Here is a 21,698-nt window from a genome sequence, read left to right as displayed (position 1 = left end):
TCCGCACGCGCAGGCACCGGCCCAGTGGCCGTGACCGTTACTCCTTGGTCACCCACTGGGCCGTGTCGTGCCGGTACAGGTACTGCGGCCGCGTCTTGATGCTGCTGGTACGAAACGGCTTCCCGCCGTCGTCGATGCGCAGCGTCCCCTCACGGCCGCCGCTGCTCCACTCCAGCTCCAGGTACCAGCTGACGTCGTGCCCGTCGACGTGTGCATTGAGGTCGAACACCTCCACATCGGTGGAGGACACCCGGAACGGGAAGTCCTTCGGCGGCACCCGCTTGTCCCCCTGCCGCCCCGCAACCGGGGTGAGGGTCGGCCGACTGTCGTCGAGGTCGATATCGAAGGACTGCGGTGTGATACCGCTCCCGCAGCCTTCCCCCATCGAGTACGCCGACCACGCCAGCGGTTCCTTGCGGGACAGCGTCCGCACATGCAACCCCTGGAGCACGACGGCCTGATCGGACTTTCCCTGCACGGTGAGTTCGAGCAGCAGGCTGCCGCCGTCCACCCCGCCGAGCGCCCTGGCCCAGCCACGGGTGTCCTGCGGCGCGGGCGGCGGGGGCACCTCGTTCGGTTTCTGGTCCAGCACGTAGTACTGGCCGCAGGGCGCATCCCAGTTGTAAGAGCTGATGGTGGCGTTCAGGGGTACGCCCCCGCCCGTCTGCGCACCCGGCCCTGCTCCCGCTCCCGCGCTGTGCCCGGTGGACGCGGAGGCGGAGGCGGCACCTGACCCCAGGGACGGGGCGGTCGCTGCACCGGACTTGCCGGGCTTGGCAGGCTTGTCCGACGGATCCGGCGTGCCGGGCGACGCGGGCGCGCTCTCGTCGTCGGGCAGTGCGGGTACGCCGTCCACGGCGGGAGCATCGCTGAGGCCGCCGCGGTCCGTGCCCGAGAGATTGCTGACGATGATCGTGGTGGGCACGGTGAGCGCGACGACGGCGACGGCCGCGAGCAGGACGCGCGCCCGCGGGAAGGACCAGAACCGCCGAGGCCGGCTCGCCCCGGCCGTCACGACCTCGGGCGCGAGCGCGTCGCCATCCTTGTCCTCGCCTCCGTCCCGGTCCTCGGGCGAAGCCACAGCCTCAGCCACAGCTCCCGGCTCGGGAACGGACTCGGAATCAGAAACGGGAGCAGGAGCCGGAACCGGAACGGAATCGGGAACGGCAACAGGGCGCCGTCTCGCCGCATCGGCCACGATCCACCGCCGGTGCAGCTCCACCAGCTCGTCGGGGCTCGCCCCGCACAGCCGCCCCAGCCGCTCCACCGGCGCGTACTCATTGGGCACGGCGTCACCGTTGCAGTACCGGTGGAGCGTCGACGTGCTGACGTGCAGTCTTCCGGCGAGAACCCCGTAGCTGTGCCCCGAACGGTTCTTCAGTTCCTTCAGCAGAGCCGCGAATTCCTCGGCCTCCGGCGTCGCCACTGCGGCGTTCCCCCTCCTGGTTCGTCCCGGAACACCGTTCCAGGGACGCGGAATCTGCCCAGGTCACAGTACGCGCAAGCATTCCAGCTTCCCCAATGGGCCATTCGGCGTTGCGGCCGGAATCCGCCGTCCCGCAGTCTGTGACCACACCGCAGAGACCACCGGGACGACGCAGTGCGAACCCATTTCCGCATCGAGCTGATCGATGCCGCGGCAATCGGCGTAGTGATCGTGTCGACCACGATCGTCATGGTCCTGATCTGCCATCACTGACTGAACGACCTCACCAACACATACGGGGAGTACCACCACCATGCGCAACAACCGCGTCCGCACCACCGCCCTCGCCGCGACCGCCCTCCTGGCCGCCCTTTCGCTCACCGCCTGCAGCGACAACGGCAGCGGTGACAACGGCAAGGCGGGAGCGGCGGCTCCGGCAGGGAGCACCGCCGACCAGCAGTCCCCGGCGGCCACCGCGCCGGACTCGGGCAAGGACGCCAAGGACACCGACAGCACGTCCAACGCCCCTGCAGAGAACACGGCGGCCCACTCCAAGGGCTCCACCTCCGGCGCGGGCGGCCAGAAGAGCAACACCGGCGCCACCGGCAACAAGGGCACCGGCAACAGCTCCCCCGTCACCTGCACCGGCGAGAACACCAAGGTCACCGTCAGCAAGGTGAGCCGCCCCATCAACCACCTGCTGCTCACCGCGACCAACACGGGCAACCGCCCCTGCTACGCGTACCACGCGCCGGCGCTCCGCTTCGACGACGCCCAGGCCGCCTTCCCGGTCCTCCGCGACAGCATCCCGCAGGCCGTGGTCACCCTTGAGCCGGGTCAGTCCGCCTACGCCTCCATCGGGCTGTTTGGTGAGTCCGACGGCAAGGACCTGAACAAGAGCACGCACCTGACGGTGTACTTCACCTCGAAGAGCAACTCGGGCTCCACGGGCTCCCCGGCAGAACTGACGCTCCCGGCCGACACGTACTGGGGCAGCAACGGCTTCGTCACCTACTGGCAGAGCGACATGGCCGACGCCCTCACCTACTGATTCCTCTCGCGCAGCAAGCGCCAACCCGCCTTCCCCCAAGGGCAGTAGATCGTAGGATCCCGGATCGAGGCCTGAAGGGGGAGGCGTGCGTACGAACAGAGGTGTCGGACCGACGCCAACGGCGATCCGGGCAGCAGCGGCCACCGCGGCTGCCGCGTCGCTGGCGCTGCCCCCGGATCAGTCCCGGTAGTCCGGCGCCACCCGGTCCAACAGGCGCAGCATCGCCGCCCAGGCCAGGTCGCACGCCCCGTCGTCCTGGAAGTCCGCGTCCGCCTCGCCCGCGAGCTGACGAGCGGTGTACTCGCAGGTCTCGGGGGAGGGGACGATCAGCGGTCCGCCGCCCGCCTGGGCGGTGACCTGGATCTCGCACGCCTTCTCCAGGTAGTACATGCGCAGGAATGCCTGGGTGGCGCTCTCTCCCACCGTCAGCAGACCGTGGTTGCGCAGGACCAGCGCCGGGTGGCTGCCGATGTCGTCGACCAGGCGCCTCTGCTCGTCGAGGTTGAGGGCGACGCCCTCGTAGTCGTGGTAGCCGACGCGGTTGTAGAACTCCATCGACATCTGGTTGAGCGGCAGCAGCCCGTCGCGCTGCGCGGCCACGGCGCAGCCGGCCTTGGTGTGGGTGTGCAGCACGCAGTGGGCGTCCTCGCGAGCGGCGTGGATCGCGCTGTGGATGACGAAGCCCGCGGGGTTTACCGGATACGGGGTGGGCTCGACCGGGTTGCCCGCCAGATCGATCTTGACCAGGTTGGAGGCGGTGATCTCCTCGAAGAGGAGACCGTAGGGGTTGATGAGGAAGTGGTGATCGGGCCCCGGAAGCCGCAGCGAGATGTGCGTGAAGATCAGGTCGGTCATCCGGAAGTGCGCCACGAGCCGGTATACGGCGGCGAGTTCGCGCCGCAGCCGCGTCTCCTCGTCGACGGATGCGTCGACGGATGCGTCGACGGTCTGCACGTCGGTCATGAGGGGGCTCCTTCGAGGGTCGGGTCGACCACGGGGGTGAGGGGTCGCCCGGTGCGGTGCCAGGCAATGACGTTCTCGGCGGGTGCGCACACGTACGCCCGCTGCGACGCGTCGGACAGATAGGCGCTGTGCGGGGACAGCTGGATGCGCGGGTGGCTGCGCAGCGGGTCGTCGAGCGGCGGGGGTTCGACCGGGAACACGTCCAGCGCCGCCGCCCCGAGCCGTCCGCTGTCCAGGGCGGCCAGCAGGGCCGCTGTGTCGACGAGTTCGCCGCGGGCGACGTTAACGAGAAAGGCCCCGGGCCGCATCCGGGCGAGCAGCGCCGCGTCGACCATGCCGCGGGTCTGCGGAGTCAGCGGTGTGTGCAGGGAGAGCACGTCGGAGGCGGCGACCAGTTCGTCCAGGCCGAGCCGTTCGACGCCGTCGGGCCACCCGGCTGCGTCGGCGTGCGGGTCGTACGCGGCGACCCGGCCGAAGACGGGGGCCGCGATCCGGGCCAGGACCCGCGCGATGCGTCCGAATCCCAGCAGTCCGAGCGTCAGCTCCCCCGCCCTGCGCGGCAGCGCGGCAAATTCGGTGTTCCAGCCGCCGCCGCGCACGGTGGCGTCGGCCTGGGGCAGCGCGCGCACCAGGCTGAGCGCGCTGGCGAGCGCGTGCACGGCGACGTCCTCGGTCGCGGCGTGCGGAAGGTTGCTCACCCACAGCCCGCGTCGCCGTGCCTGCGCCGTGTCGATCATGTCGTACCCGGCGGACATGGTGGCCAGCATCCCGACACCGGGGAGGCGGTCGAGCAGCGCGGCGTCCACGGGCGCGTAGCCGACGATCAGCGCGACGGCGTCACGCGCGGCGGCGGCGATCGCGTCCGGGTCGCGGCTGCCGACGACGCGCGTGTCGAATCCCGCGTCGGTCAGCAGTCGTGCGCCCGGACCGACATCGAGTTCCTCGGGGTCCGTGAACACCACCAGGGGCCGACTCATCCCATCCTCCTCAAGTTCCTCAGAGCGTCACGCAAAGATGATTCGTTCGCCACGCTCGCGCAGAACCTACGTTTCATCCGACAGAATTGTCCAGCGGTGGTGATGCGATCGTCAGCGATGCACGTCGGCCGGGTCCGGCCCTCGCACCCCGGTGGTCGAGAATGGACCCCGCCCCGGGCGCACCCGCCCCGGGCTCTCGAGCCGAGGGGAATCGCTCAGGTGGATCTGGACCACACCGATCTGGCCGTCGTCCGCGAACTGCAGACGGACGGCCGCCTGACGTACGAGACGCTGGCGCAGCGCGTCGGCCTCTCCCGGCCCGCCACCCGCGCCCGGGTGCAGCGGCTGCTCGCGGGTGGTGGTGTGCGGGTGGTGGCCGTCGTACATCCCGCCGTACGGGAGCTGACCGCGTCGGCCCACCTGTCGATCGGCGTGAGCGGCCCGGCCGAGCCGGTGGCCCGCGCGATCGCCGCCATGCCGCAGGCACCGTTCGTCACGCTCACCGCGGGCAGCCGCGCCATCATGGCGGAGCTGCGCACCAAGGGACTGGCCGAGCTGGACCGGGCCGTGGAGTCCATCCGCTCCCTGAAGGGTGTGGACGTGGTGGATCCACTGATCTCCCTGGAACATCTCAAGGATCCGTATCTGCTGGCAGGCCGGCCCGAGGTGCCGGAACTGGACGAGACGGACCGGCTGATCCTGGACGAGCTGGAGCGCGACGGGCGGCTGCCCTTCGCGGAACTCGCCGAGCGCGTGGGCCTCTCACCCGGCGCCGCCCGCGCCCGCACGCTGCGCCTCCTCGACGGCGGCGTCGCCAAAGTGCTCGCACTGGTGCGCCCGGAGCTGCTGGGGCTGGGCTTCCTGTGCGGGTTCGCCGTACGGCTGGACGGCGAGCGGGACCCGGTCGCCCGACACCTGGCGGCCTGGGACCGGGTCTCGTTCCTCTCCGCCTGCGTGGGGCGCGCGGAGCTCGTCGGAACGATCAGCGCGGAGTCGCTCGCGGCGGTGCGCGACACGCTGGAGGACATGCGGGCCTGTACGGGCGTACGGGCGGTGGAGAGCTGGATCCATCTGGAACTGATCAAGGAGCGCTACGACCTCACCACCCACCCGTCCTGACGAGAAGCCCCTCCCCCTACGGCCGCGCCGGACGATACGGAAGCCACATCCGCCATCACATTCCGAAAAGTTTGTGCGTGAAGGGTCTAGGCAAGGCATCGTTCGCTGCATATCGTCCATGCGAACGAATCAGCCGTTGCGGAATCCCCGCACGTACGGCTCCTCCTGGACGTCCCCCGGTCGAAAGCAGGCCCCCTCATGCACCACCCCCTCGACGACGCCGACCGCACGCTCCTGGTGACCGGCGCGGCCGTCGCCGCGCCCGGCACCTCCGTACGCGCCGAGGCGCTGGCCGTCCGCGGCGGCCGGGTCGTCCACGTCGGCACCGCCGAAGACGCCCGCACCGCGCTCGGCGGCCGCGCCGACGACGTCCTCGACCTCGACGGTGGTCTCGTCCACCCCGGATTCGTCGACGCCCACTGCCACCCGGTGATGTACGGGCAGGCACTCGCCTGGGTCGACTGCCGCCCCGAACGCGTACCCGACATCGAGACGCTCGTCGCCGTTCTCACCGACGCGGCCCGCGAACTGCCCGCCGGGGTCCCGGTGCGCGGCTTCGGCTACGAGCACCGCCGGCTCGCCGAACGCCGCCACCCCACCTGCCACGACCTGGACCGCGTCGCCACCGACCGCGAGGTCTACGTGATGAACGCCTCCGGCCACGGCGGCGTCGTCAACTCCCACACCCTGCGCACCTGCGGTGTCACCGCGGGCACCCCCGACCCCGAGGGCGGCAGCATCGGCCGCTTCACCTCCGGCGAGCCCGACGGCCAACTCTGGGACGCCGCCTGCGACCTGCTCACCGGCCCCGGCGGCGTGAAGATCGGCAACCACGGCCCGAACTTTCACCTCTCCGAGCCCGACGCCATCATGGCCGACCACCTCCAGCGCGCCCAGGATGTCTTCCTCGCCGCCGGAGTCACCACCGTCGGCGACGCCCAGGCGTCCCGCCGCGAGATGGAGACGTACCTGCGCGCCCGCGCCGACGGCTCCCTGCGCATGCGCGTCTCCGCCTACCTCACCTCCGCCCTGCTCGACACCGCGCTCGACCTGGGCGTGGTGAACGGCTTCGGCGACGACCTGTTCCGCGTCCAGGGCGTCAAGTTCTACGCCGACGGGACACTCGGCGGCTGGACCGCGTACTTCCCCGAGGGCTACGCCGCCGACTGCTGCCACCACGGGCAGCTGTACCACTCGGCGGAGGAGTACGCCGAGATCGTCGCCCGCGCCCACCGCGCCGGACTCCAGACCGCCACGCACGCCCAGTCCCCGTACGCCATCGGCATGGTCCTCGACGCCATCGAGAAGGCACAGGCCGGCCGGGAGCGCCCCAACATGCGCCACCGGATCGAGCACTCCGGCCTGCCCACCGACGAACAGATCGCCCGCATGGGCCGGTTGGGCGTCATCCCGGTCATGCAACCCCAGCACCACCTGCGCACCGGCGACGGCACCCTGACCGCCGTCGGCGACCTCGGCCACCGCTACAACCCGGCCCGCACCTGCCTCGCCGCCGGCGTCCCCGTCGTCTTCAGCTCGGACGCCCCCGTCGCCCCGCCCGCCCCGCTGGAGGCCGTCTCCGCCGCCGCGACCCGGCGAACCGTCCTCGGCACCGTCCTCGGCGACGCCTCGCTGCGGATGCCCGTGGCGGACGGGCTGCACGCGCACACCGCCTCGGCCGCCCACGCCCTGCACCGCGAGCATGCCGTCGGCGCCCTGGCCCCCGGCATGCTCGCCGACTTCGTCGTCCTGGCCGGCGACCCGCTCACCACCGACCCGGCCGAACTCGCCTCCATCGGCGTACGCGAGACCTGGATCGGCGGCACCCGCGCCTGGTCCGCCCCCAGCCGCTGACCCACCCCCACCCCCTCCCGCTCCCCTCTCTCCGCTCGCCCCACCCCTTCCCCGCCGCCCCTCCCGCCCCCGGAGGCCCCATGTCCCCGCAGCCCAGCACCGGAAAGAGCCCGTACAGAGCCGCCGTCGCGGCACTGGCCGGAACCTCCATCGAGTGGTACGACTTCTACGCGTTCGCCACCGCAGCGGCGATCGTCTTCAACGACGTGTTCTTCCCGCCGGACATGTCGCCCTACCTCAGGACCCTGTCCGCCTTCGCGACCTTCGCCATCGGCTTCCTGCTCCGCCCGCTCGGCGGCATCGTCTTCGGACACATCGGTGACCGCGTCGGACGCAAGAAGACCCTGGTCATCACGCTGGTGATGATGGGCGTCGCGTCCTTCGCCATCGGTCTGCTGCCCACGTACGCCCAGGTCGGCGCGCTCGCCCCGATCCTGCTGATCGTGCTGCGCCTGGTCCAGGGCATCGCGATCGGCGGGGAGTGGGGCGGCGCGGTACTGATCGCCGTGGAGAACGCCCCGCGCGGCAAGGCCGCCTTCTTCGGATCGTTCGCCCAACTCGGATCGTCCGTCGGCGCATTGCTCTCCACGGGCGCCTTCAGCCTGATGAACCTCTTCGGCGACGACGCGTTCATGAGCTGGGGCTGGCGCGTGCCCTTCCTGGCCTCCGCCGTGCTGGTGATCGTGGGCCTGATCGTCCGGGTCAAGCTGGAGGAGTCCCCGGTCATGGAGGAGGTGCGCAAGGAACAGGAGGCAAAGGAGGACGGGGCGGCCAAGCTCCCCGTCGTGGAGGTCTTCCAGAAGGCCTGGCGGACGGTCCTCATCGGCGTCTTCGCGCTGGCCACCGCGACCGGCGGCTACTACGTCGTCACCAGCTTCCTGCTCTCGTACGGCACCGGGGACCTCCACCTGTCGGAGTCCATGCTGCTGAACGGCCTCACCCTGGCCGCTTTCCTGGAACTCCTCGTCACGCCCTGGCTGTCCTGGCTCGCCGACCGGGTCGGACCGCACAAGGTCGTCATCGCCGGCCTCGCGGGCGTCATCGTCCTCTCCGTACCGCAGTTCATGGTGCTGGGCACCGGCAGCGTCTTCCTCATCTGGCTGATGATGCTGGCCATGCGCCTGGTGATGTCCGCGCTGTACGGGCCCATCGCCTCGATCCTCGTCGAGGGCTTCGCCCCGCACGTCCGCTACACCGGCATCTCCCTCTCCTACCAGATCTGCAACATGATCTTCGGCGGCCTCGCACCGCTGGCCGCGGTCTCCCTCGCGGCGGCCGCGGGCGGCCACTACTGGCCGCCCGCCGTCATGCTGATGGTGATCTCCGCGATCGGCATCGTCTGCACGGCACGCCTGCGCCAGCTCGGCACACCGTCGGCCGGCGAGCGGACGCCGGACCCGGCCCGGCAGGCGGTACAGGCCGCCTCGTAGGGGCCTGCGGCACGCCATGTCCTCAATCGCCGGACGGGCTTGAATTTCAAGCGCGTCCGGCGATTGAGGACACAACGGCAACCGGACGGACCCGGTCGAGCCCATGCGGCCACAGCACTAGCATCGGCCCCATGGCGATGTTCGTGCACCTGACACCCACAGCGAACGCGACCCGCATCCGCCGCTCCGGGATACGGGCCATCAGCCGAGGCCGTGACGGATCACGGGGCCTGTTCTGCTTCCCCGTTCTCACGTCGTACACCCTCACCCACCAGTGGCTGCGCGAACTCGCCCGGCACGGCGGCCCCCGCGGCCTCGTCGCCGTACACATACGCCTGCCGGACGACGAACCCGTCACGGTCGGCCGCTACAACGACCGCCCCGGGCAGGGCCCCACGGCAACCACAGCGAGCGAAGCCGTACACCGCATCGCCGCCCTGGACGACCCACGCGGCTGGGAGGTGTTCGTCCCCCGAGCGGTCACCAAGCGCGAAGTGCACCGGCTCCGCGCCGTCAAGCAGGTCACGGGCTGGCGCTACTTCCCCGACTCCAACGGCACGACACCCTGCACCTGCTTCGGTTGCCGAGTGCGTGGCGAGTACGGCTCACAACGCCTGCGCGAACGCCGACCGCACCCCCTGGACGGCCCCGCCCCCGCCACGCCGATCCTCCTGCGGCAGATTGTCGCAGCGGGCACCCCCGGTGACCCCACAAAGCTCTGCGAGACGCTGCACTGGTTCGGTCTGCGCCGACGAGGCCCGGTCGATCAACTGACACACCTCGCCGACCACCCGGACCCGCGGGTCCGCGTGGCGCTGGTCGAGGCCGTCGCCGGTTGGTCGACACCAGGCGTCAAGGAACTCCTCCAGCGCCTGTCGCAGGACCCGGACGCCGACGTCCGAGAGGCCGTCGAGTTCACCGAGCCGGAGTAGCGGCCCTAACCGAACTCGCACCACACAACCTTTCCGGGCTCCCGCTCCCCCACTCCCCACAGGTCCGCAAGCGCCTCCACGATCAGCAGCCCCCGCCCCGACTCCCCGTCCGGCTCCCGCACCCCCGGCTCACCGTCCCCGCTGTCGTGGACCTCGACTCGCAACCGCCCCTGCTCCCCGAGCCACAGCCGCACTCGGTACCCGCGCCCCGGCGGCACGCCGTGCAGCACGGCGTTGGTGGCCAGCTCGCTCACACAGAGCAGTACGTCATCGGTCCGCGCCTCGCCGAACCCCCAGTCGGCCAACGCAGCGCGTACGAACTCCCTGGCCGCACGGACCGACCGACGCTCACGCCGGTAGAACCGCTCGCGCAGCAACGGGAGTTCCATCGTCTCATTCATGAAGCGAGCGTCACACTCGGTGACTATGCTGATGCAGTACGTGAACCCGTACAGATTCTTTGTACGGGTCGTGCGCGCGTGAAGTACGGACGAGGGTGGGAGTCGAACCGCATGCACCCCAGGAAGCGACAGCGCAGGAACGCGTCGGCCATGAAACTCGTAGGCAAACTGGTCGGCGTGTTCCGCACAGCGGCCGACCTGACCCAGGCTCAACTGGCGGACCGGGTACGCCTCCAGGTGGAGACGATCGCCTCCATCGAACAGGGCAGACGCGCCCTGCTTCCCGATCTGGCACGGCAGTTGGACGAGCTGCTGGAGACGAAGGGGGCGCTGGAGACCGCGGTGGAGAACATGCCGGAGGTCGACCTGATCCCGGCGTGGGTCGAGCAGTACCTGGATCTGGAACGGGAGGCCCTCGCGCTGTCTTGGTACGACAACCAGGTCGTACCCGGGCTTCTCCAAACGGAGGCGTACGCCCAAGCAGTATTCCGTAACCGAGTCCCAGTCTTCAGCAAGGACAAGATCGCGATCCAGACCACTGCCCGTCTGGAGCGCCAGGAAGTTCTGCAGCGCCCGCAGCCCCCGACGATCAGCTTCGTCATCTGGGAACCGGTCCTGATGCTTCAACTCCTCGATGACGAAGGGCATGCAGAGCAACTGCGCCACCTGCGATCGTGCGCCGCACTCCCTGGCATCTGCCTACAGGTTCTCCCACTGGACCGCCGAACCCATGCCGGACTCAACGGCCCCTTCACCGTGCTGGAAACACCGGACTATCAACATGTCGCCTACTCCGAGACCCAACGAGGCAGCCTGCTTGTCTCCGACCCCGATGAGGTCAGCATCCTCGCCCAGAAATATGCGATGCTGCGAGCTCAGGCCTTCAGCCCCGAAGACACCGTGGGCCTGTTGGACCGGCTGCTGGGAGAGCAATGAGCACTGCACTTAAGTGGTTCAAGTCCAGCTACAGCGGCGACGAGGGCGGGCAATGCCTCGAAGTCGCCTACGACTGGCGCAAGTCGAGCTACAGCGGCAGCGACGGTGGGCAGTGCGTCGAGGTCGCCACCCACCCCACCGCCGTCCACGTCCGCGACTCCAAGAACCCCGACGGCCCCATCTTCACCATCGCCCCCGCCGCCTGGTCGGCCTTCACCGGCTTCGCCGCCGGCCGGCGACTCGTCTGAGCCCACGGGAGGGATACCACCGCCATGGCTTTCATCTACCACACCACGCTGACGCCCACCAAGCTGGAACTCCTCGCCGACTGGCTGCCCGCGCAGCCCTGGTACCGCGGCAAGGGACAACCCGAGCTGGTGAAGGCCGGCGGATTCCGACTGGACGACCCGAAGGGCGAGGTGGGGATCGAGTTCATGGCGGTCACCGACACGTCGGGGGACCAGCCGGTCACGTACCAGGTGCCGTTCAGCTATCGCGGCGCACCGATCGCGGGCGCCGACGCAGCGCTCATCGGCACCACCGAGCACGGGGTGCTGGGGCAGCGGTGGGTGTACGACGGAACGCGTGACCCGGTCCTCGTCGCCCAGCTGTTCGCGCTGATCGTCGGCGAGGCAGAGCCGCAGATGCAGAGTACGAGCGACACCCCCGACCCTTCCGTCAGCGGTTGGTTCGCGGAGTCCGGCGTCACGACGGCGATCGCCTCCACGACTGTGAGCGACGACCCGGACGGTACGGACCTCCTCGTGGAGACAGCATCCGACGGACGCCGCCTGACCATCCACATCAACCGCGTTCTCCAGCCCGGTCAGGACACCGAGGGGCAGATACTCGGCCACGTCACCGCGGACGCGCCGATGCCCGACGGCACCACGGCGCGCACCGCGTTCGCCGTCGTTCACGCACACCCGTAGTCCAAGGCCCGCGCCACCGGCCGCGCCCCACCGCTGTCAGTGGCCGCGTCTAGAGTCGCGGTCATGGCGACGCTCCCGAACCCGCTCCCGTCCCTGGCCACCTCCGGGCTCCAACTCCCGCCCGGCACACTGGTCGACGCGACGATCGACGGGCCGTGGCACGAGCCGCTGCTCTGGTACGCCGACGAGCCCGCGTCCCCCGGGACATGGGCCCGGCTGCGTGCGGCGGGGCGGACGGTCGGGCTGCTTCCCGTACTGATCGACGGCGGGAGACGCGACCAGTGGCCCGAGACCTGGGATCTCATCCCGGACGGTGCGTCGTACCCCGGTGATCACGACGCCGAGGAGGTGCTCGGCGAGTACTGGGCGGACTGCGCACCCGACGAGCTCGACGCCGCCGCCAACGAGTGGCCGGGGCTGGCGCCCTCCCCGGCCGCCGACGGGCCCGGCGACCCGGACGACCTGGCGGCCGAGATCGCGGACGAGTGCACCGGCCCGGACAGCTGGTTCCCCGGTACGCGGGCGGCGCTCGTCCCGGCCCGGCGCAGTGCGGACATCCCGGCGGCGATCGGCTGGTCGGGCCCGGTCAACTACGAGGACGACGTGGCCCGGCTCTGCGCAGTCCTCCGCTCCTGGGAGGACCGCTTCGGCATACGGGTCGTAGTGATCGGCTTCGACACCCTGACCGTGTCCGTGGGACGACCGCCCACCACCCTGGCGGAGGCGCGGGCGCTCGCCGCCGAGCACTTCGCGTTCTGCCCGGACAACATAAATCAGAACCCGCCGTACGACCTGGACGTCTACGCCGAGAAGATGCTGCTGAACCAGGAGACCTGGTCCTTCTGGTGGGACTAGCTTGAGATTTAAACCTCGCTGCTCGAACGCGACCGCAGGTCGGCTTCGCGGACTCGGCATGCGCACCGTCTATCCCGGTTCACCCTGATTCCCGACCGCGCAGCAGGGCCTGCTTGTGCGGCAGGAAGGACTGGTCGGAGGTGTTCGAATCCGGAGGTTAAATCTCAAGCTAGCCGGCTGGGCAGCTGTCCGGCGGATCACTGAGGTCTTCTCGGCAACGTGACGGGGTGTGGGTGCCCGCTCGTGGCCTAGTTCTGCGGTGCCAGGGTGCGTAGGACGTCGAACTCGTTGCCCTCGGGGTCTGCCATGACCACCCAGTTTCGGTCTGAGCCCTGGCCCACATCCGTCTTGGTGGCGCCGAGGCCGAGCAATCGGGTCACCTCGTCCTCGGTGCTGCCGTCGATCGGGCTGACATCGAGGTGAAGCCGGTTCTTCACGGTCTTGCCCTCGGGCACCTGGATGAACAGCAGGGTGGGCGACATCTGGCGGGCCCGAACATCCTCAACCGTCGGCACCCAGGAGCCGATCTCGACCTTGCCCTCGCTCCGGTCGATCACCTTGAAGTCCAGGACCTCGCACCAGAAGGCCGCGAGCCTCTCCGGATCGTGGCAGTCAACAGCCAACTCGGTGAACCTACTTGTCATGACTCTCCCAGATAGTGCGGACGGGACTCAGAGTCTCGGCCTGTGCCGCCCGTCCGACAGATCCGGGATCTTCCTGACTAGGGACGTGATTTTTTCCTGGCACCTTGTCCGCGCTTGTCCACTGCGCCTCCGGGAAGGACCGCACCGGTGTAACCGTCGCCATCCTTCAGACTCTTCTGAACGCCTCCGAAGCGGAGATCACGGAGGACTTCCTCCGTTCGAACACCGTCCTGGGCCTCACTGAGGCTTCGTCTGCGGCACGAACCGGACACGGCACCCGCCCCGTCACCGCGACTCACCTGCTCCACGCCGTGATCTGGATCCGCAGCCACTACGGGTCCGTGCCCGGCTACCTCCTGGCGCACGGCGCCGAGGATGCCGAGTTGCAGGCGTTGCACACCGCCTTGACCTGACGTGATCCGGCGAGACAGCCACTGGTCGGGGGCTCAATGGCGGAGCCGCAAGCGGAATGCCGCCGTAGTGACGGTATCGTGAAGGCGGAGCCCCGCCCGTCCCGCAGTAGCCGCTGCCGATGCGATGCGTGCCGTCGGGACACGCGGCGCAAGGCTGACCACCGTACGATGCGTCACGCCCCGCAGCCCGGCAGATGAGTACGACAACTCATGTGCCGTAATTCGAGAGCCCGATTGAATCGCACGCATGCCCGACAACGTCATGGACAGCCGCCCCCGGCGCACCTGGATCGCGTCACTGATCTCCACGATCGTGACGCTCCCACTCGCGTTTTTCGCCCTGGTCTTCGGCGGGCTCTCGCCGATGGCCTGCGACTCCTGCTCGGAACCCAATTCCAACCGGTTCGACGCAAGCTTCGGTTCCGCCTGGACGGTGCTCTGCTGCGGCCTGGTGCTGGCGCTGGGTGTGCTGGTCGCGAGCTGGATGTTCAGCAGGCGCAGGCCACCGGCCGGTCTCGCCCTCGCCGTACTCGCACCCGGCACGGTGTTCGTCGCATGGGTAACGTTCATGGCGCTGGTTGACTGGCCTTGAGCCTACAGAGGCGTGCCGCTGCCGCTCGGACAGCGGCGGCGTCAGGGGACCTTGAGTAGGTCGCGGAGTTCGCCCACGTAGGCACGGACATCACGTTCGATGGCGGGCTCGGTGACGGCATCCGGGGTGACGGCTGAGCCGTGGGCGGCCTGGCGGCAGGGGCGGCAGAGCCCGTCGGGAAGCGCGTCGGGGCGGCCGGGGGTGCCGCACTGGGTGCACTCGACCATGACGCGGTGGGCGGGGACGACGGGGGCTTCCGGGGAGGCGGGCAAGGCGGGTGGGATCTTGTCGTTGAGCCGGCGGCGCAGGAAACCGACGGGCGAGTCGACCTGGGCGGGAAGTCCTGCAGTGAGGGCCTGGGTGAGGTAGTCCGTGCTCACGCCGCGTGCAAGCCATTCGGTGGCGCGCCCCTCCAGTGCCTCGCAGTCGGCGGCGGAGAGGGCCACCCTGTGGTCCAGGCGCCCGAGTTGCGCCAAGGCCAGGTACGCGGGCGAGGGACGTCCCGAGTCCGGCTGTGGGAGTGCGGCAGGTTCGACGGGCGCGGGACCCGCTTCGGGCTGGGGCGCTGCGACCGGCACGGGGGCCGGAAGCGACTCGTCGGCAGCGGCCCCAGGTGCCGGAACCGGGGACTCCGTGGGGGCCCAGCGCGACGGGAATGTGGTCGTCAGCGGTTCACCCTCACCCTCAGCCCCGGCCCCGGCCCGGTTGTCCTCGGCGGCGAGGTAGTCGGCCCACCATTCGTTGTCGCGCGCGGTGCGGGACCAGAACGTGCGGAAGACCCACCGAACCTGGTCGCCCTCGCCCACCAGGCGACGCACACGACGCAGGTGACCGGCCACCGACAGGGCGGTCAGGGCACTGCTGACGGCTTGCTGCCCGTAGAGCGGCAACTGCTTGGCCAGGGCCTTCACATTCATCGCCGCGCCGTCAGGCAGGTGGTCGACGAACCCGGCGACATACCGCTCCCGCTCGGGCAACAGCGCGAAGTCGTCGGCGCGACGAAGATGTTGGTCCGGCGCGGACCGCTTGCCGTAACCGGGCTTGGCCATCGGGTACGAAGCCGAGGATGCGGGCGCGCACAGGGCAGGGCTAAAGTTCTGGGTAGCCACGAGATCGCTCTTTCCGATCTTGGGGTGAGACCCCGGCCCGGTGCTACAACACCGCGTCGGGGTCGTTTCGTTGTGCGCACCGTAAGCAGCCAGGACGCCGCGCCGCAAGCTGTCACGATTAGTCATACTTGCTGGCCGTGACGGGTCAGGGAAGCCGGGAGGTTGCCCCAACCACCCATTTCTACCTACCGGTTGAAGAAGGCGCTCGAATCCCGGGGACCGAATCCCGGGGACCGAATCCCGACGCCCGGGCCCCGAAGCTCAACGCTCAGCCGCCGCCCCAACTCGTCCCCCGCACGAGTGAATCAACGGGCCCGAAGCTCGACCCCCGAGCCCCGGGACCCGAGGTCCGGGCCCGACGTGCCCGAGCGGAACGTCGGCATGCCGCCGGCCCCGAGCCCAAACCATCCCCACCGGACCACCCCACCCCCCATCACCTCGTCGAGGAGTTCCGCGCCCCCAGGATCTCCGCTACTGGATCCTGAAACTGTCGACGATCATGTAGTCGCCCGTCTTCATCACGCCCTTGAGGGTGTGCGCACCGGGAGCGAGCCCGGCCGCGCTGAAGACGGTCTTCTGGTGCACGCGAGTGGCGTTGTAGTTGTCGATCGTGCCGACGGACCGGCCGTCGAGGAAGAGCTCGACCTCGCCCTCGTCGGTGTTGACCTGGGTGATGAGGTCGATCGCGGTGCCGTTGAAGGCGAGCTCGAAGGAGTCGCCCGGGGCCTGCGTGGCATGCACGTCGTCGGCCCATCCACCGGCCCCGCCCCGGGACCTGTTCTTCCAGTCCCATCCGGTGCCCGTGTACACAACCCCTGAGGTGTTGTTGATCTGCTCGCCGCCGACGGGCTTGCGCAGGGTCACGTCGACCGATGCCTGGTTGCGCCAGACCTTCAGTGGAACGTCGGTGTCGGGAGCCGCCTGGTTGTACACGAGCCAGAAGCTGTTGCGGTCGGTGACCGGCCGGCCGTCGATCTCCCGGATGACGTCATTGGCGCGCAGCCCCTGCCGGTACGCCTCCGAGGTGCTCGGCACGGAAGCGAGGTGTAGACCGTTGGTGTCGGTCAGTCCCGTGGCGGACTTGATCGTGTCGGAGTAGATCCGGGTGACCGGCACACCCAGCAGCGGTTCCGGAAGGGCGTCGAGGGTGTCGGTGTCAGGAGTCTCCGTGGGCCAGGTGAGCGGCGGCGGGGTGGGGGATCCGGCCTTGCCGAAGCCGTCCATCGCGATGTTACGGAAGCCGAGCGCCAGCGCGGGCGAATCGGACCCGACGGTGTAGTCGAGCTTCTTCGGGTCGTCGAAGGGGGAGGCACCCGTGAACTTCGGGTCGGCGATCACCGACCGGGTGTCCAGTCCCTGGGCGCGCCAGGCGTCGCCGAGCCCCTGGACGGTCTTCCCGTTGTTCCAGAACAGGTTGTCGTTGATGACGGGCTTGCTCCTGGCCATGTCGACCTGGATCAGGCTGTAGGGGGTGTCGGTGACGAAGACGTTCTTCTCGACGACATCGCCACTGTCCGCGAACCAGACATGGAAGTGCGCGCCGCCGTTGACGAACACGTTGTTGCGTACGGTCCGGTGGAAGCCTTCGCGCAGCTTGACCCCGCCGTTGAGCAGCAGATTGTCCTCGATGAGGTAGTTGGAGCTGCCGTCGTCGAGGTCGATGTCCCAGTGCGAGGAGTGCCGGATCCGGTTGTGGCGGATGACGGTGGTCTCCATGGCGTCCAGTCCTGCGTACGACTTCTTCGTCGCGTCGTCGGCGGTCAGCGGCCAGAAGCGGTCGCGGCCCCAGGAGTTGAACGGCCCGTGGTCGGACGTCTCCTTCACGCAGTTGAAGATGTCGTTGTTCTCGATGAGGTGCCCGCCCCACGTGCCGTCGTTGATGTCGACGCATGCACGGGGACCGTCGTGGATGGTGTTGCCGTCGACGGTGACGCGGCGGCTCATCGATATCTGCACGCCGGAGGTCTGCTTCTCGAACTGACCGTTGTCGTGCATGTAGTTGTCGCGGATGCTGATGTCGCGGGGGTAGTTCTCGGTCTTCGGTCCCGGCTGGGTGTCGCTGATGGTCCTGCGCATGCTGTCCCAGGTGGACGGCTCGCGGACCGCGTCAGGACTGCCGATGACAGCGACATCGGAGGCTCCGGAGTGGCTGAACTCATTGCCCGAGACGGCGTCACGGCTGTTGTACCCGTCGACGAGGACCGCGTTGCCGCCCACCTGGTCGAAGTGCGAGTCGCTCACCACGACGTTCTCGGTGTTCTTCAGATGGACCGCAGCCGCTCGCACGAATGCCCAGTCGCCGAGCTGGAGCTTCTCGTACGGCTGGTTGAACAGCGTGCGATGGGTCTGGGTGAAGGTGAAGCCGGAGAAGGTCAGATGGTGGACGGCATCGCCCGGACCGTTGCCCTCCACTCGGATCAACTCGTTCTGCTCTGCCGTCTCGACACGCGCCTTCGCGGGATCGACGCCCTCGGGGGGATAGAAGTAGAGCTTCCCGGCAGGCTTGTCGTAGAACCACTCGCCGGGCGCGTCGAGCTCCTCGAAGACGTTCTCGACCATGCGGTACGTATCGTGCAGACCGCTGCCCCGGTTGTTGTCACCGACCCAGGCAAGCTCCGGCGTGCCGTCCGCCTTCACGCCCGTGACCTTGAAGGAGTTCCCGCCCCACATGCCGTCGTGCAGACCACGCACGAGAGCCGTCGTCGGATTCTTCCAACGGGCCACGCGTTGCGCGGAGATGGCGTCGGATGCGTACCCACCGAGGATCGCCGTGTCCGGGTCGCGGTTCGGGTACCTGGCAAGCGTCTGCCGCTCCCCGTCGAGGAAGAGCCCGTCGAAGTCGAGGCCGGCTCCGATGTCGGCGACCTCGACGGCGCCCGAGTAGGAGCGCCACTGGGGTGCGAGAGAGCGGCCGCCGCTGATGACGACGCGCTCGCCGGGCGCCGCGACATAGCGGACCGGGGCTTTCGCGGTACCCGAGTCGGCAACGCCGAATCTCAGCGTGGACTGCACCCGGTACGTACCGCCGTGCACCACGACATCGACCGGTCTCCCCTGACGCACCGCCGTACGAAGCGATGCGCGGACGGCCTTCTGAACCCGCTCCAGCGTCTGGAACGGCTTGTCCGCCGACCCCTTGGCCTTGTCACTGCCGGTGGGTGAGACATGAAAGACGATCGGCGCCCCGCTCCGGGCGGCGGCCGGGGCGACGGGCAGTACAACCAGCCCGACGCCCATCGCAGCGACGGCCACGACGGAAGTCAGCACTGAGGCCGGGGTTCGGCGGCCGGGACACAGGCCTGGGGCGGTGCGCATGGGCACTCCTCATCGACGGTCACGTCGGGTCGGCTCTCCTTGGAAGTCAGGCATCCAATGTCTGCGCCCAACTTCTGCGAGTTGTACAGGGATTACCGCACCGAAGCTATAAATACATCGGATGACCGTCAAGAGGTTGGGACGCCCCGGATCGCGACAGAGCCTCCGGAAGAGCTCCGCCCGAACACACGAAGGCCCGGCCCACGGGGATTCCGTGGGCCGGGCCGCTTCGAGAACGCGTCCGCTCAACCTGGACGACCCCAAGGGGCTCGGCCACGGCCCGGTGGTCCTCCGCGTCCAGGTAGGCGTTCCACCATTCGTTGTCGCGCGCGGTACGGGACCAGAACGTGCGGAAGACCCGGCGGACCTGTGGCCTTCGCCGAGGAGCTGTGGCCTTCGCCTGGCAGGTGATTGACTACGCCGCATGGACCTCGCGCGAGCGTTCCCTGTGTGGACGGACGTGTTGACGAGCTGTTCCGGTCGGGATGCCGGCCGGTATTCCCTCGCCCGACGGGATGGCCTGTCATGAATGTCGGTGGCATGCCGTCGGAACCCGGCCCCGTCTCGATGACTTGGGATGCGCCCCCTTTCGACCCCGAACTGAGTGTGGCGCTGGCGGCTTTGGCGGACGAGACGAGGGAGCCGTTCACCCTGGAGAACCTTGCGGCCCGGCAGGATCGGGATGCTGCGGCCCGGCCCAGGCCGACGGTCCGGGATCTCCAGGCCGACGGCCGCTTCGAGGTAGATGAGCTGCGTGTGCCGGGAGCGTCGGGCGGGCAGGACGTCACGCTCGTGAGCGCACGGCCCGCCGGGATCGCCGGGCCGCTGCCGCTGCTGTACTACATGCACGGCGGCGGAATGATCATGGGCAATGCGTGGTCCGTACTTCCGCAGCTGCTTCGCGAATGGGCTCTCACGCTGGAGTTGGCCATCATCTCCGTCGAGTACCGGTTGGCACCGCAGGCGCAGTTCCCCGGACCGGTGGAGGACTGTTACGCCGGATTCGTCTGGGTGGCTGTGCACGCGGCCGGACTGGGCATCGACACGGACCGCATCATTGTCGGAGGAAAGAGTGCCGGCGGCGGACTCGCCGCGGCGCTCGCCCTGCTCGCCCGTGACCGAGGCGGGCCCACACCGATCGGGCAACTGCTCCTGTGCCCGATGCTCGACGACCGCAACAACACCTTCTCCAGCCACCAGATGGCCGGCATCGACACCTGGGACCGAACCTCCAACGCAACCGCGTGGCAGGCGCTGCTGGGCGACCAGTACGGCGCTGCGGACCTGTCGCCCTACGCAGCTCCCGCCCGTGCTACGGATCTGTCCAAGCTACCCCCGGCCTACATCGAGGTCGGGTCGGCCGAGACCTTCAGGGACGAGGATGTGGCCTATGCCAATGCGATCTGGCAGGCCGGTGGCCAAGCCGAACTGCACGTATGGCCCGGAGCCTTCCACGGCTTCGACACCTTCGCACCACGGGCAGCTCTCAGCCAGGACGCCCGCAGCGCCCGTTCCCGCTGGCTTCGGCGCATCCTCACACAGTCCGATGCGAGCAGCGGACCTGCCTGCTGAGCACGTACGGCGGCCGGGCGATCGAAGTCCACCGCTCTCCTTACCGGGCAATACGTGACCCCGTACTCCTGGCAAGTACCCCGGTGCTGTCACATGCGACCGCGATAACGGGGCGCCACAGAGACGCCCCGGCGGCAGGCCCTACGCGCGCCCCAGCCGCTGCGCGACCTCCGTCGCCCAGTACGTCAGGATCATCTGCGCACCGGCCCGCCGGATCCCGGTCAGGCTCTCCAGGATCGCCGCGTCGCGGTCGATCCAGCCCTTCTCGGCGGCGGCCTCGATCATCGCGTACTCGCCGCTGATCTGGTACGCGGCGACCGGCACGTCCACCGAGTCGGCGACCTTCGCCAGGATGTCCAGGTACGGTCCGGCCGGCTTGACCATGACCATGTCGGCGCCCTCTTCGAGGTCGAGCGCCAGCTCGCGCAGGGACTCACGGGTGTTCGCCGGGTCCTGCTGATACGTCTTGCGGTCGCCCTCGAGGGAGGAGCCGACCGCCTCGCGGAACGGCCCGTAGAACGCCGACGAGTACTTCGCCGTGTAGGCGAGGATCGATACGTCCTCGTGGCCCGTCTGGTCGAGCGCGTCACGGATGACACCGACCTGGCCGTCCATCATGCCGCTGGGGCCGACCACATGCGCGCCCGCGTCGGCCTGGACCTGGGCCATCTCGGCGTACCGCTCCAGCGTCGCGTCGTTGTCGACGCGGCCGTCGGCGGTCAGGACACCGCAGTGGCCGTGGTCGGTGTACTCGTCCAGGCACAGGTCCGACATGACGACGAGGTCGTCACCGACCTCCTCGCGCACCGCGCGCAGACCGACCTGGAGGATGCCGTCCGGATCGGTACCCGCCGTCCCCCGGGCGTCCTTCTTCTCGTCCGCGGGGACACCGAAGAGCATGATCCCGGAGACCCCGGCCGAGACCGCGTCGACCGCGGCCTTCCGGAGGGTGTCCAGGGTGTGCTGCTGGACACCGGGCATGGCCGAGATGGCGACGGGCGCCGTGATGCCCTCACGTACGAACGCGGGCAGGATCAGGTCCGCCGGGTCGAGCCGTGTCTCGGCGACCATCCGTCGCATCGCCGGGGTCGTCCGCAGCCGCCGGGGGCGGGAGCCGGGGAAGTTTCCGTACACAGTCATCCTTCGACGATAGACCCGTACACACCACCGTCTTACC

20 protein-coding genes and 1 pseudogene are annotated in these 21,698 nt (G+C 69.3%); 12 read left to right on the top strand and 9 right to left on the bottom strand.

Annotated elements, in window-relative coordinates:
- Positions 1 to 37: 37 nt before the first annotated feature.
- Positions 38 to 1,426, bottom strand: a complete 1,389-nt coding sequence (locus OH809_RS24010; protein WP_406420460.1) for a helix-turn-helix domain-containing protein — start codon at positions 1,424 to 1,426, stop codon at positions 38 to 40.
- A 313-nt stretch (positions 1,427 to 1,739) separates the two neighbouring features.
- Here OH809_RS24010 and OH809_RS24005 point away from each other — a divergent pair, with 313 nt between their 5' ends.
- On the top strand, positions 1,740 to 2,477 hold the full coding sequence (locus tag OH809_RS24005) for a DUF4232 domain-containing protein (protein WP_406420461.1): 738 nt from the start codon (positions 1,740 to 1,742) through the stop codon (positions 2,475 to 2,477).
- 177 nt (positions 2,478 to 2,654) lie between these two features.
- Here the strand turns inward: OH809_RS24005 and OH809_RS24000 are convergent, their stop codons facing one another.
- Both OH809_RS24000 and OH809_RS23995 read right to left on the bottom strand, forming a co-directional pair.
- Complete coding sequence (locus OH809_RS24000) at positions 2,655 to 3,440, bottom strand: class II aldolase/adducin family protein (protein WP_406420462.1); 786 nt, start codon at positions 3,438 to 3,440, stop codon at positions 2,655 to 2,657.
- Positions 3,437 to 4,417, bottom strand: coding sequence for a C-terminal binding protein (locus OH809_RS23995; RefSeq protein ID WP_406420463.1), 981 nt, complete (start codon positions 4,415 to 4,417; stop codon positions 3,437 to 3,439). The genes OH809_RS24000 and OH809_RS23995 overlap by 4 nt, the downstream gene beginning before the upstream one ends.
- Positions 4,418 to 4,636: 219 nt before the next feature.
- Between OH809_RS23995 and OH809_RS23990 the strand changes: the two genes are divergently transcribed.
- The 4 genes from OH809_RS23990 (at position 4,637) to OH809_RS23975 (ending at position 9,752) form a co-directional block, all read left to right on the top strand.
- Complete coding sequence (locus OH809_RS23990; protein WP_406420464.1) at positions 4,637 to 5,536, top strand: Lrp/AsnC family transcriptional regulator; 900 nt, start codon at positions 4,637 to 4,639, stop codon at positions 5,534 to 5,536.
- Between the two features lie 198 nt (positions 5,537 to 5,734).
- Positions 5,735 to 7,390 carry an amidohydrolase gene (locus OH809_RS23985; protein WP_406420465.1) on the top strand — a complete coding sequence of 552 codons (1,656 nt, stop codon included), beginning with the start codon at positions 5,735 to 5,737 and terminating at the stop codon, positions 7,388 to 7,390.
- Between the two features lie 80 nt (positions 7,391 to 7,470).
- Positions 7,471 to 8,820: an MFS transporter gene (locus tag OH809_RS23980; protein WP_406420466.1), complete on the top strand. Its 1,350-nt coding sequence runs from the start codon at positions 7,471 to 7,473 to the stop codon at positions 8,818 to 8,820.
- A 131-nt stretch (positions 8,821 to 8,951) separates the two neighbouring features.
- Entirely contained in the window at positions 8,952 to 9,752 is an 801-nt protein-coding gene (locus tag OH809_RS23975) for a HEAT repeat domain-containing protein (protein WP_406420467.1), read from the top strand.
- A 5-nt stretch (positions 9,753 to 9,757) separates the two neighbouring features.
- Here the strand turns inward: OH809_RS23975 and OH809_RS23970 are convergent, their stop codons facing one another.
- Positions 9,758 to 10,153 carry an ATP-binding protein gene (locus OH809_RS23970; protein ID WP_406420468.1) on the bottom strand — a complete coding sequence of 132 codons (396 nt, stop codon included), beginning with the start codon at positions 10,151 to 10,153 and terminating at the stop codon, positions 9,758 to 9,760.
- Positions 10,154 to 10,303: 150 nt separating this feature from the next.
- On the opposite strand from OH809_RS23970, the gene OH809_RS23965 reads away from it, so the two are divergent.
- The 4 genes from OH809_RS23965 (at position 10,304) to OH809_RS23950 (ending at position 12,876) form a co-directional block, all read left to right on the top strand.
- Positions 10,304 to 11,089 (top strand): Scr1 family TA system antitoxin-like transcriptional regulator, encoded by a 786-nt coding sequence (locus OH809_RS23965; RefSeq protein WP_406420469.1) that lies wholly within the window; start codon positions 10,304 to 10,306, stop codon positions 11,087 to 11,089.
- Positions 11,086 to 11,337: a DUF397 domain-containing protein gene (locus OH809_RS23960; RefSeq protein ID WP_406420470.1), complete on the top strand. Its 252-nt coding sequence runs from the start codon at positions 11,086 to 11,088 to the stop codon at positions 11,335 to 11,337. The genes OH809_RS23965 and OH809_RS23960 overlap by 4 nt, the downstream gene beginning before the upstream one ends.
- Before the next feature lie 24 nt (positions 11,338 to 11,361).
- The gene (locus OH809_RS23955; RefSeq protein ID WP_406515510.1) at positions 11,362 to 12,021 is read left to right on the top strand and encodes a maltokinase N-terminal cap-like domain-containing protein; all 660 of its coding nucleotides are present in this window, start codon (positions 11,362 to 11,364) and stop codon (positions 12,019 to 12,021) included.
- A gap of 63 nt (positions 12,022 to 12,084) precedes the next feature.
- On the top strand, positions 12,085 to 12,876 hold the full coding sequence (locus tag OH809_RS23950; protein WP_406420472.1) for a DUF4253 domain-containing protein: 792 nt from the start codon (positions 12,085 to 12,087) through the stop codon (positions 12,874 to 12,876).
- Between the two features lie 248 nt (positions 12,877 to 13,124).
- Here OH809_RS23950 and OH809_RS23945 read toward each other — a convergent pair whose 3' ends face one another.
- Positions 13,125 to 13,520 (bottom strand): VOC family protein, encoded by a 396-nt coding sequence (locus OH809_RS23945; protein ID WP_406420473.1) that lies wholly within the window; start codon positions 13,518 to 13,520, stop codon positions 13,125 to 13,127.
- Between the two features lie 104 nt (positions 13,521 to 13,624).
- Between OH809_RS23945 and OH809_RS23940 the strand changes: the two genes are divergently transcribed.
- Both OH809_RS23940 and OH809_RS23935 read left to right on the top strand, forming a co-directional pair.
- Positions 13,625 to 13,933: a tyrosine-protein phosphatase gene (locus OH809_RS23940; protein WP_406420474.1), complete on the top strand. Its 309-nt coding sequence runs from the start codon at positions 13,625 to 13,627 to the stop codon at positions 13,931 to 13,933.
- Positions 13,934 to 14,180: 247 nt separating this feature from the next.
- Positions 14,181 to 14,525, top strand: coding sequence for a hypothetical protein (locus OH809_RS23935; protein WP_406420475.1), 345 nt, complete (start codon positions 14,181 to 14,183; stop codon positions 14,523 to 14,525).
- A gap of 41 nt (positions 14,526 to 14,566) precedes the next feature.
- Here OH809_RS23935 and OH809_RS23930 read toward each other — a convergent pair whose 3' ends face one another.
- The 3 genes and pseudogenes from OH809_RS23930 to OH809_RS23920 form a co-directional block, all read right to left on the bottom strand.
- Positions 14,567 to 15,634, bottom strand: coding sequence for a MarR family transcriptional regulator (locus OH809_RS23930; RefSeq protein ID WP_406420476.1), 1,068 nt, complete (start codon positions 15,632 to 15,634; stop codon positions 14,567 to 14,569).
- Positions 15,635 to 16,105: 471 nt separating this feature from the next.
- Positions 16,106 to 18,901, bottom strand: a complete 2,796-nt coding sequence (locus OH809_RS23925) for a right-handed parallel beta-helix repeat-containing protein (RefSeq protein ID WP_406420477.1) — start codon at positions 18,899 to 18,901, stop codon at positions 16,106 to 16,108.
- A 313-nt stretch (positions 18,902 to 19,214) separates the two neighbouring features.
- Positions 19,215 to 19,319: pseudogene (locus OH809_RS23920) on the bottom strand (MarR family transcriptional regulator); the annotation flags it as partial.
- Between the two features lie 170 nt (positions 19,320 to 19,489).
- Between OH809_RS23920 and OH809_RS23915 the strand changes: the two are divergent.
- Positions 19,490 to 20,521 (top strand): alpha/beta hydrolase, encoded by a 1,032-nt coding sequence (locus OH809_RS23915; RefSeq protein WP_406515509.1) that lies wholly within the window; start codon positions 19,490 to 19,492, stop codon positions 20,519 to 20,521.
- Between the two features lie 141 nt (positions 20,522 to 20,662).
- On the opposite strand, the gene hemB is transcribed toward OH809_RS23915, so the two are convergent.
- On the bottom strand, positions 20,663 to 21,661 hold the full coding sequence (gene hemB, locus OH809_RS23910) for a porphobilinogen synthase (protein ID WP_406420479.1): 999 nt from the start codon (positions 21,659 to 21,661) through the stop codon (positions 20,663 to 20,665).
- Positions 21,662 to 21,698 lie beyond the last annotated feature (37 nt).

The sequence above is a fragment of the Streptomyces sp. NBC_00873 genome (assembly GCF_045207415.1).
GTDB lineage: Bacteria > Actinomycetota > Actinomycetes > Streptomycetales > Streptomycetaceae > Streptomyces.
Note: the sequence above shows the minus strand (reverse complement) of the source record. Positions and strands in the feature narration are given on the sequence as shown.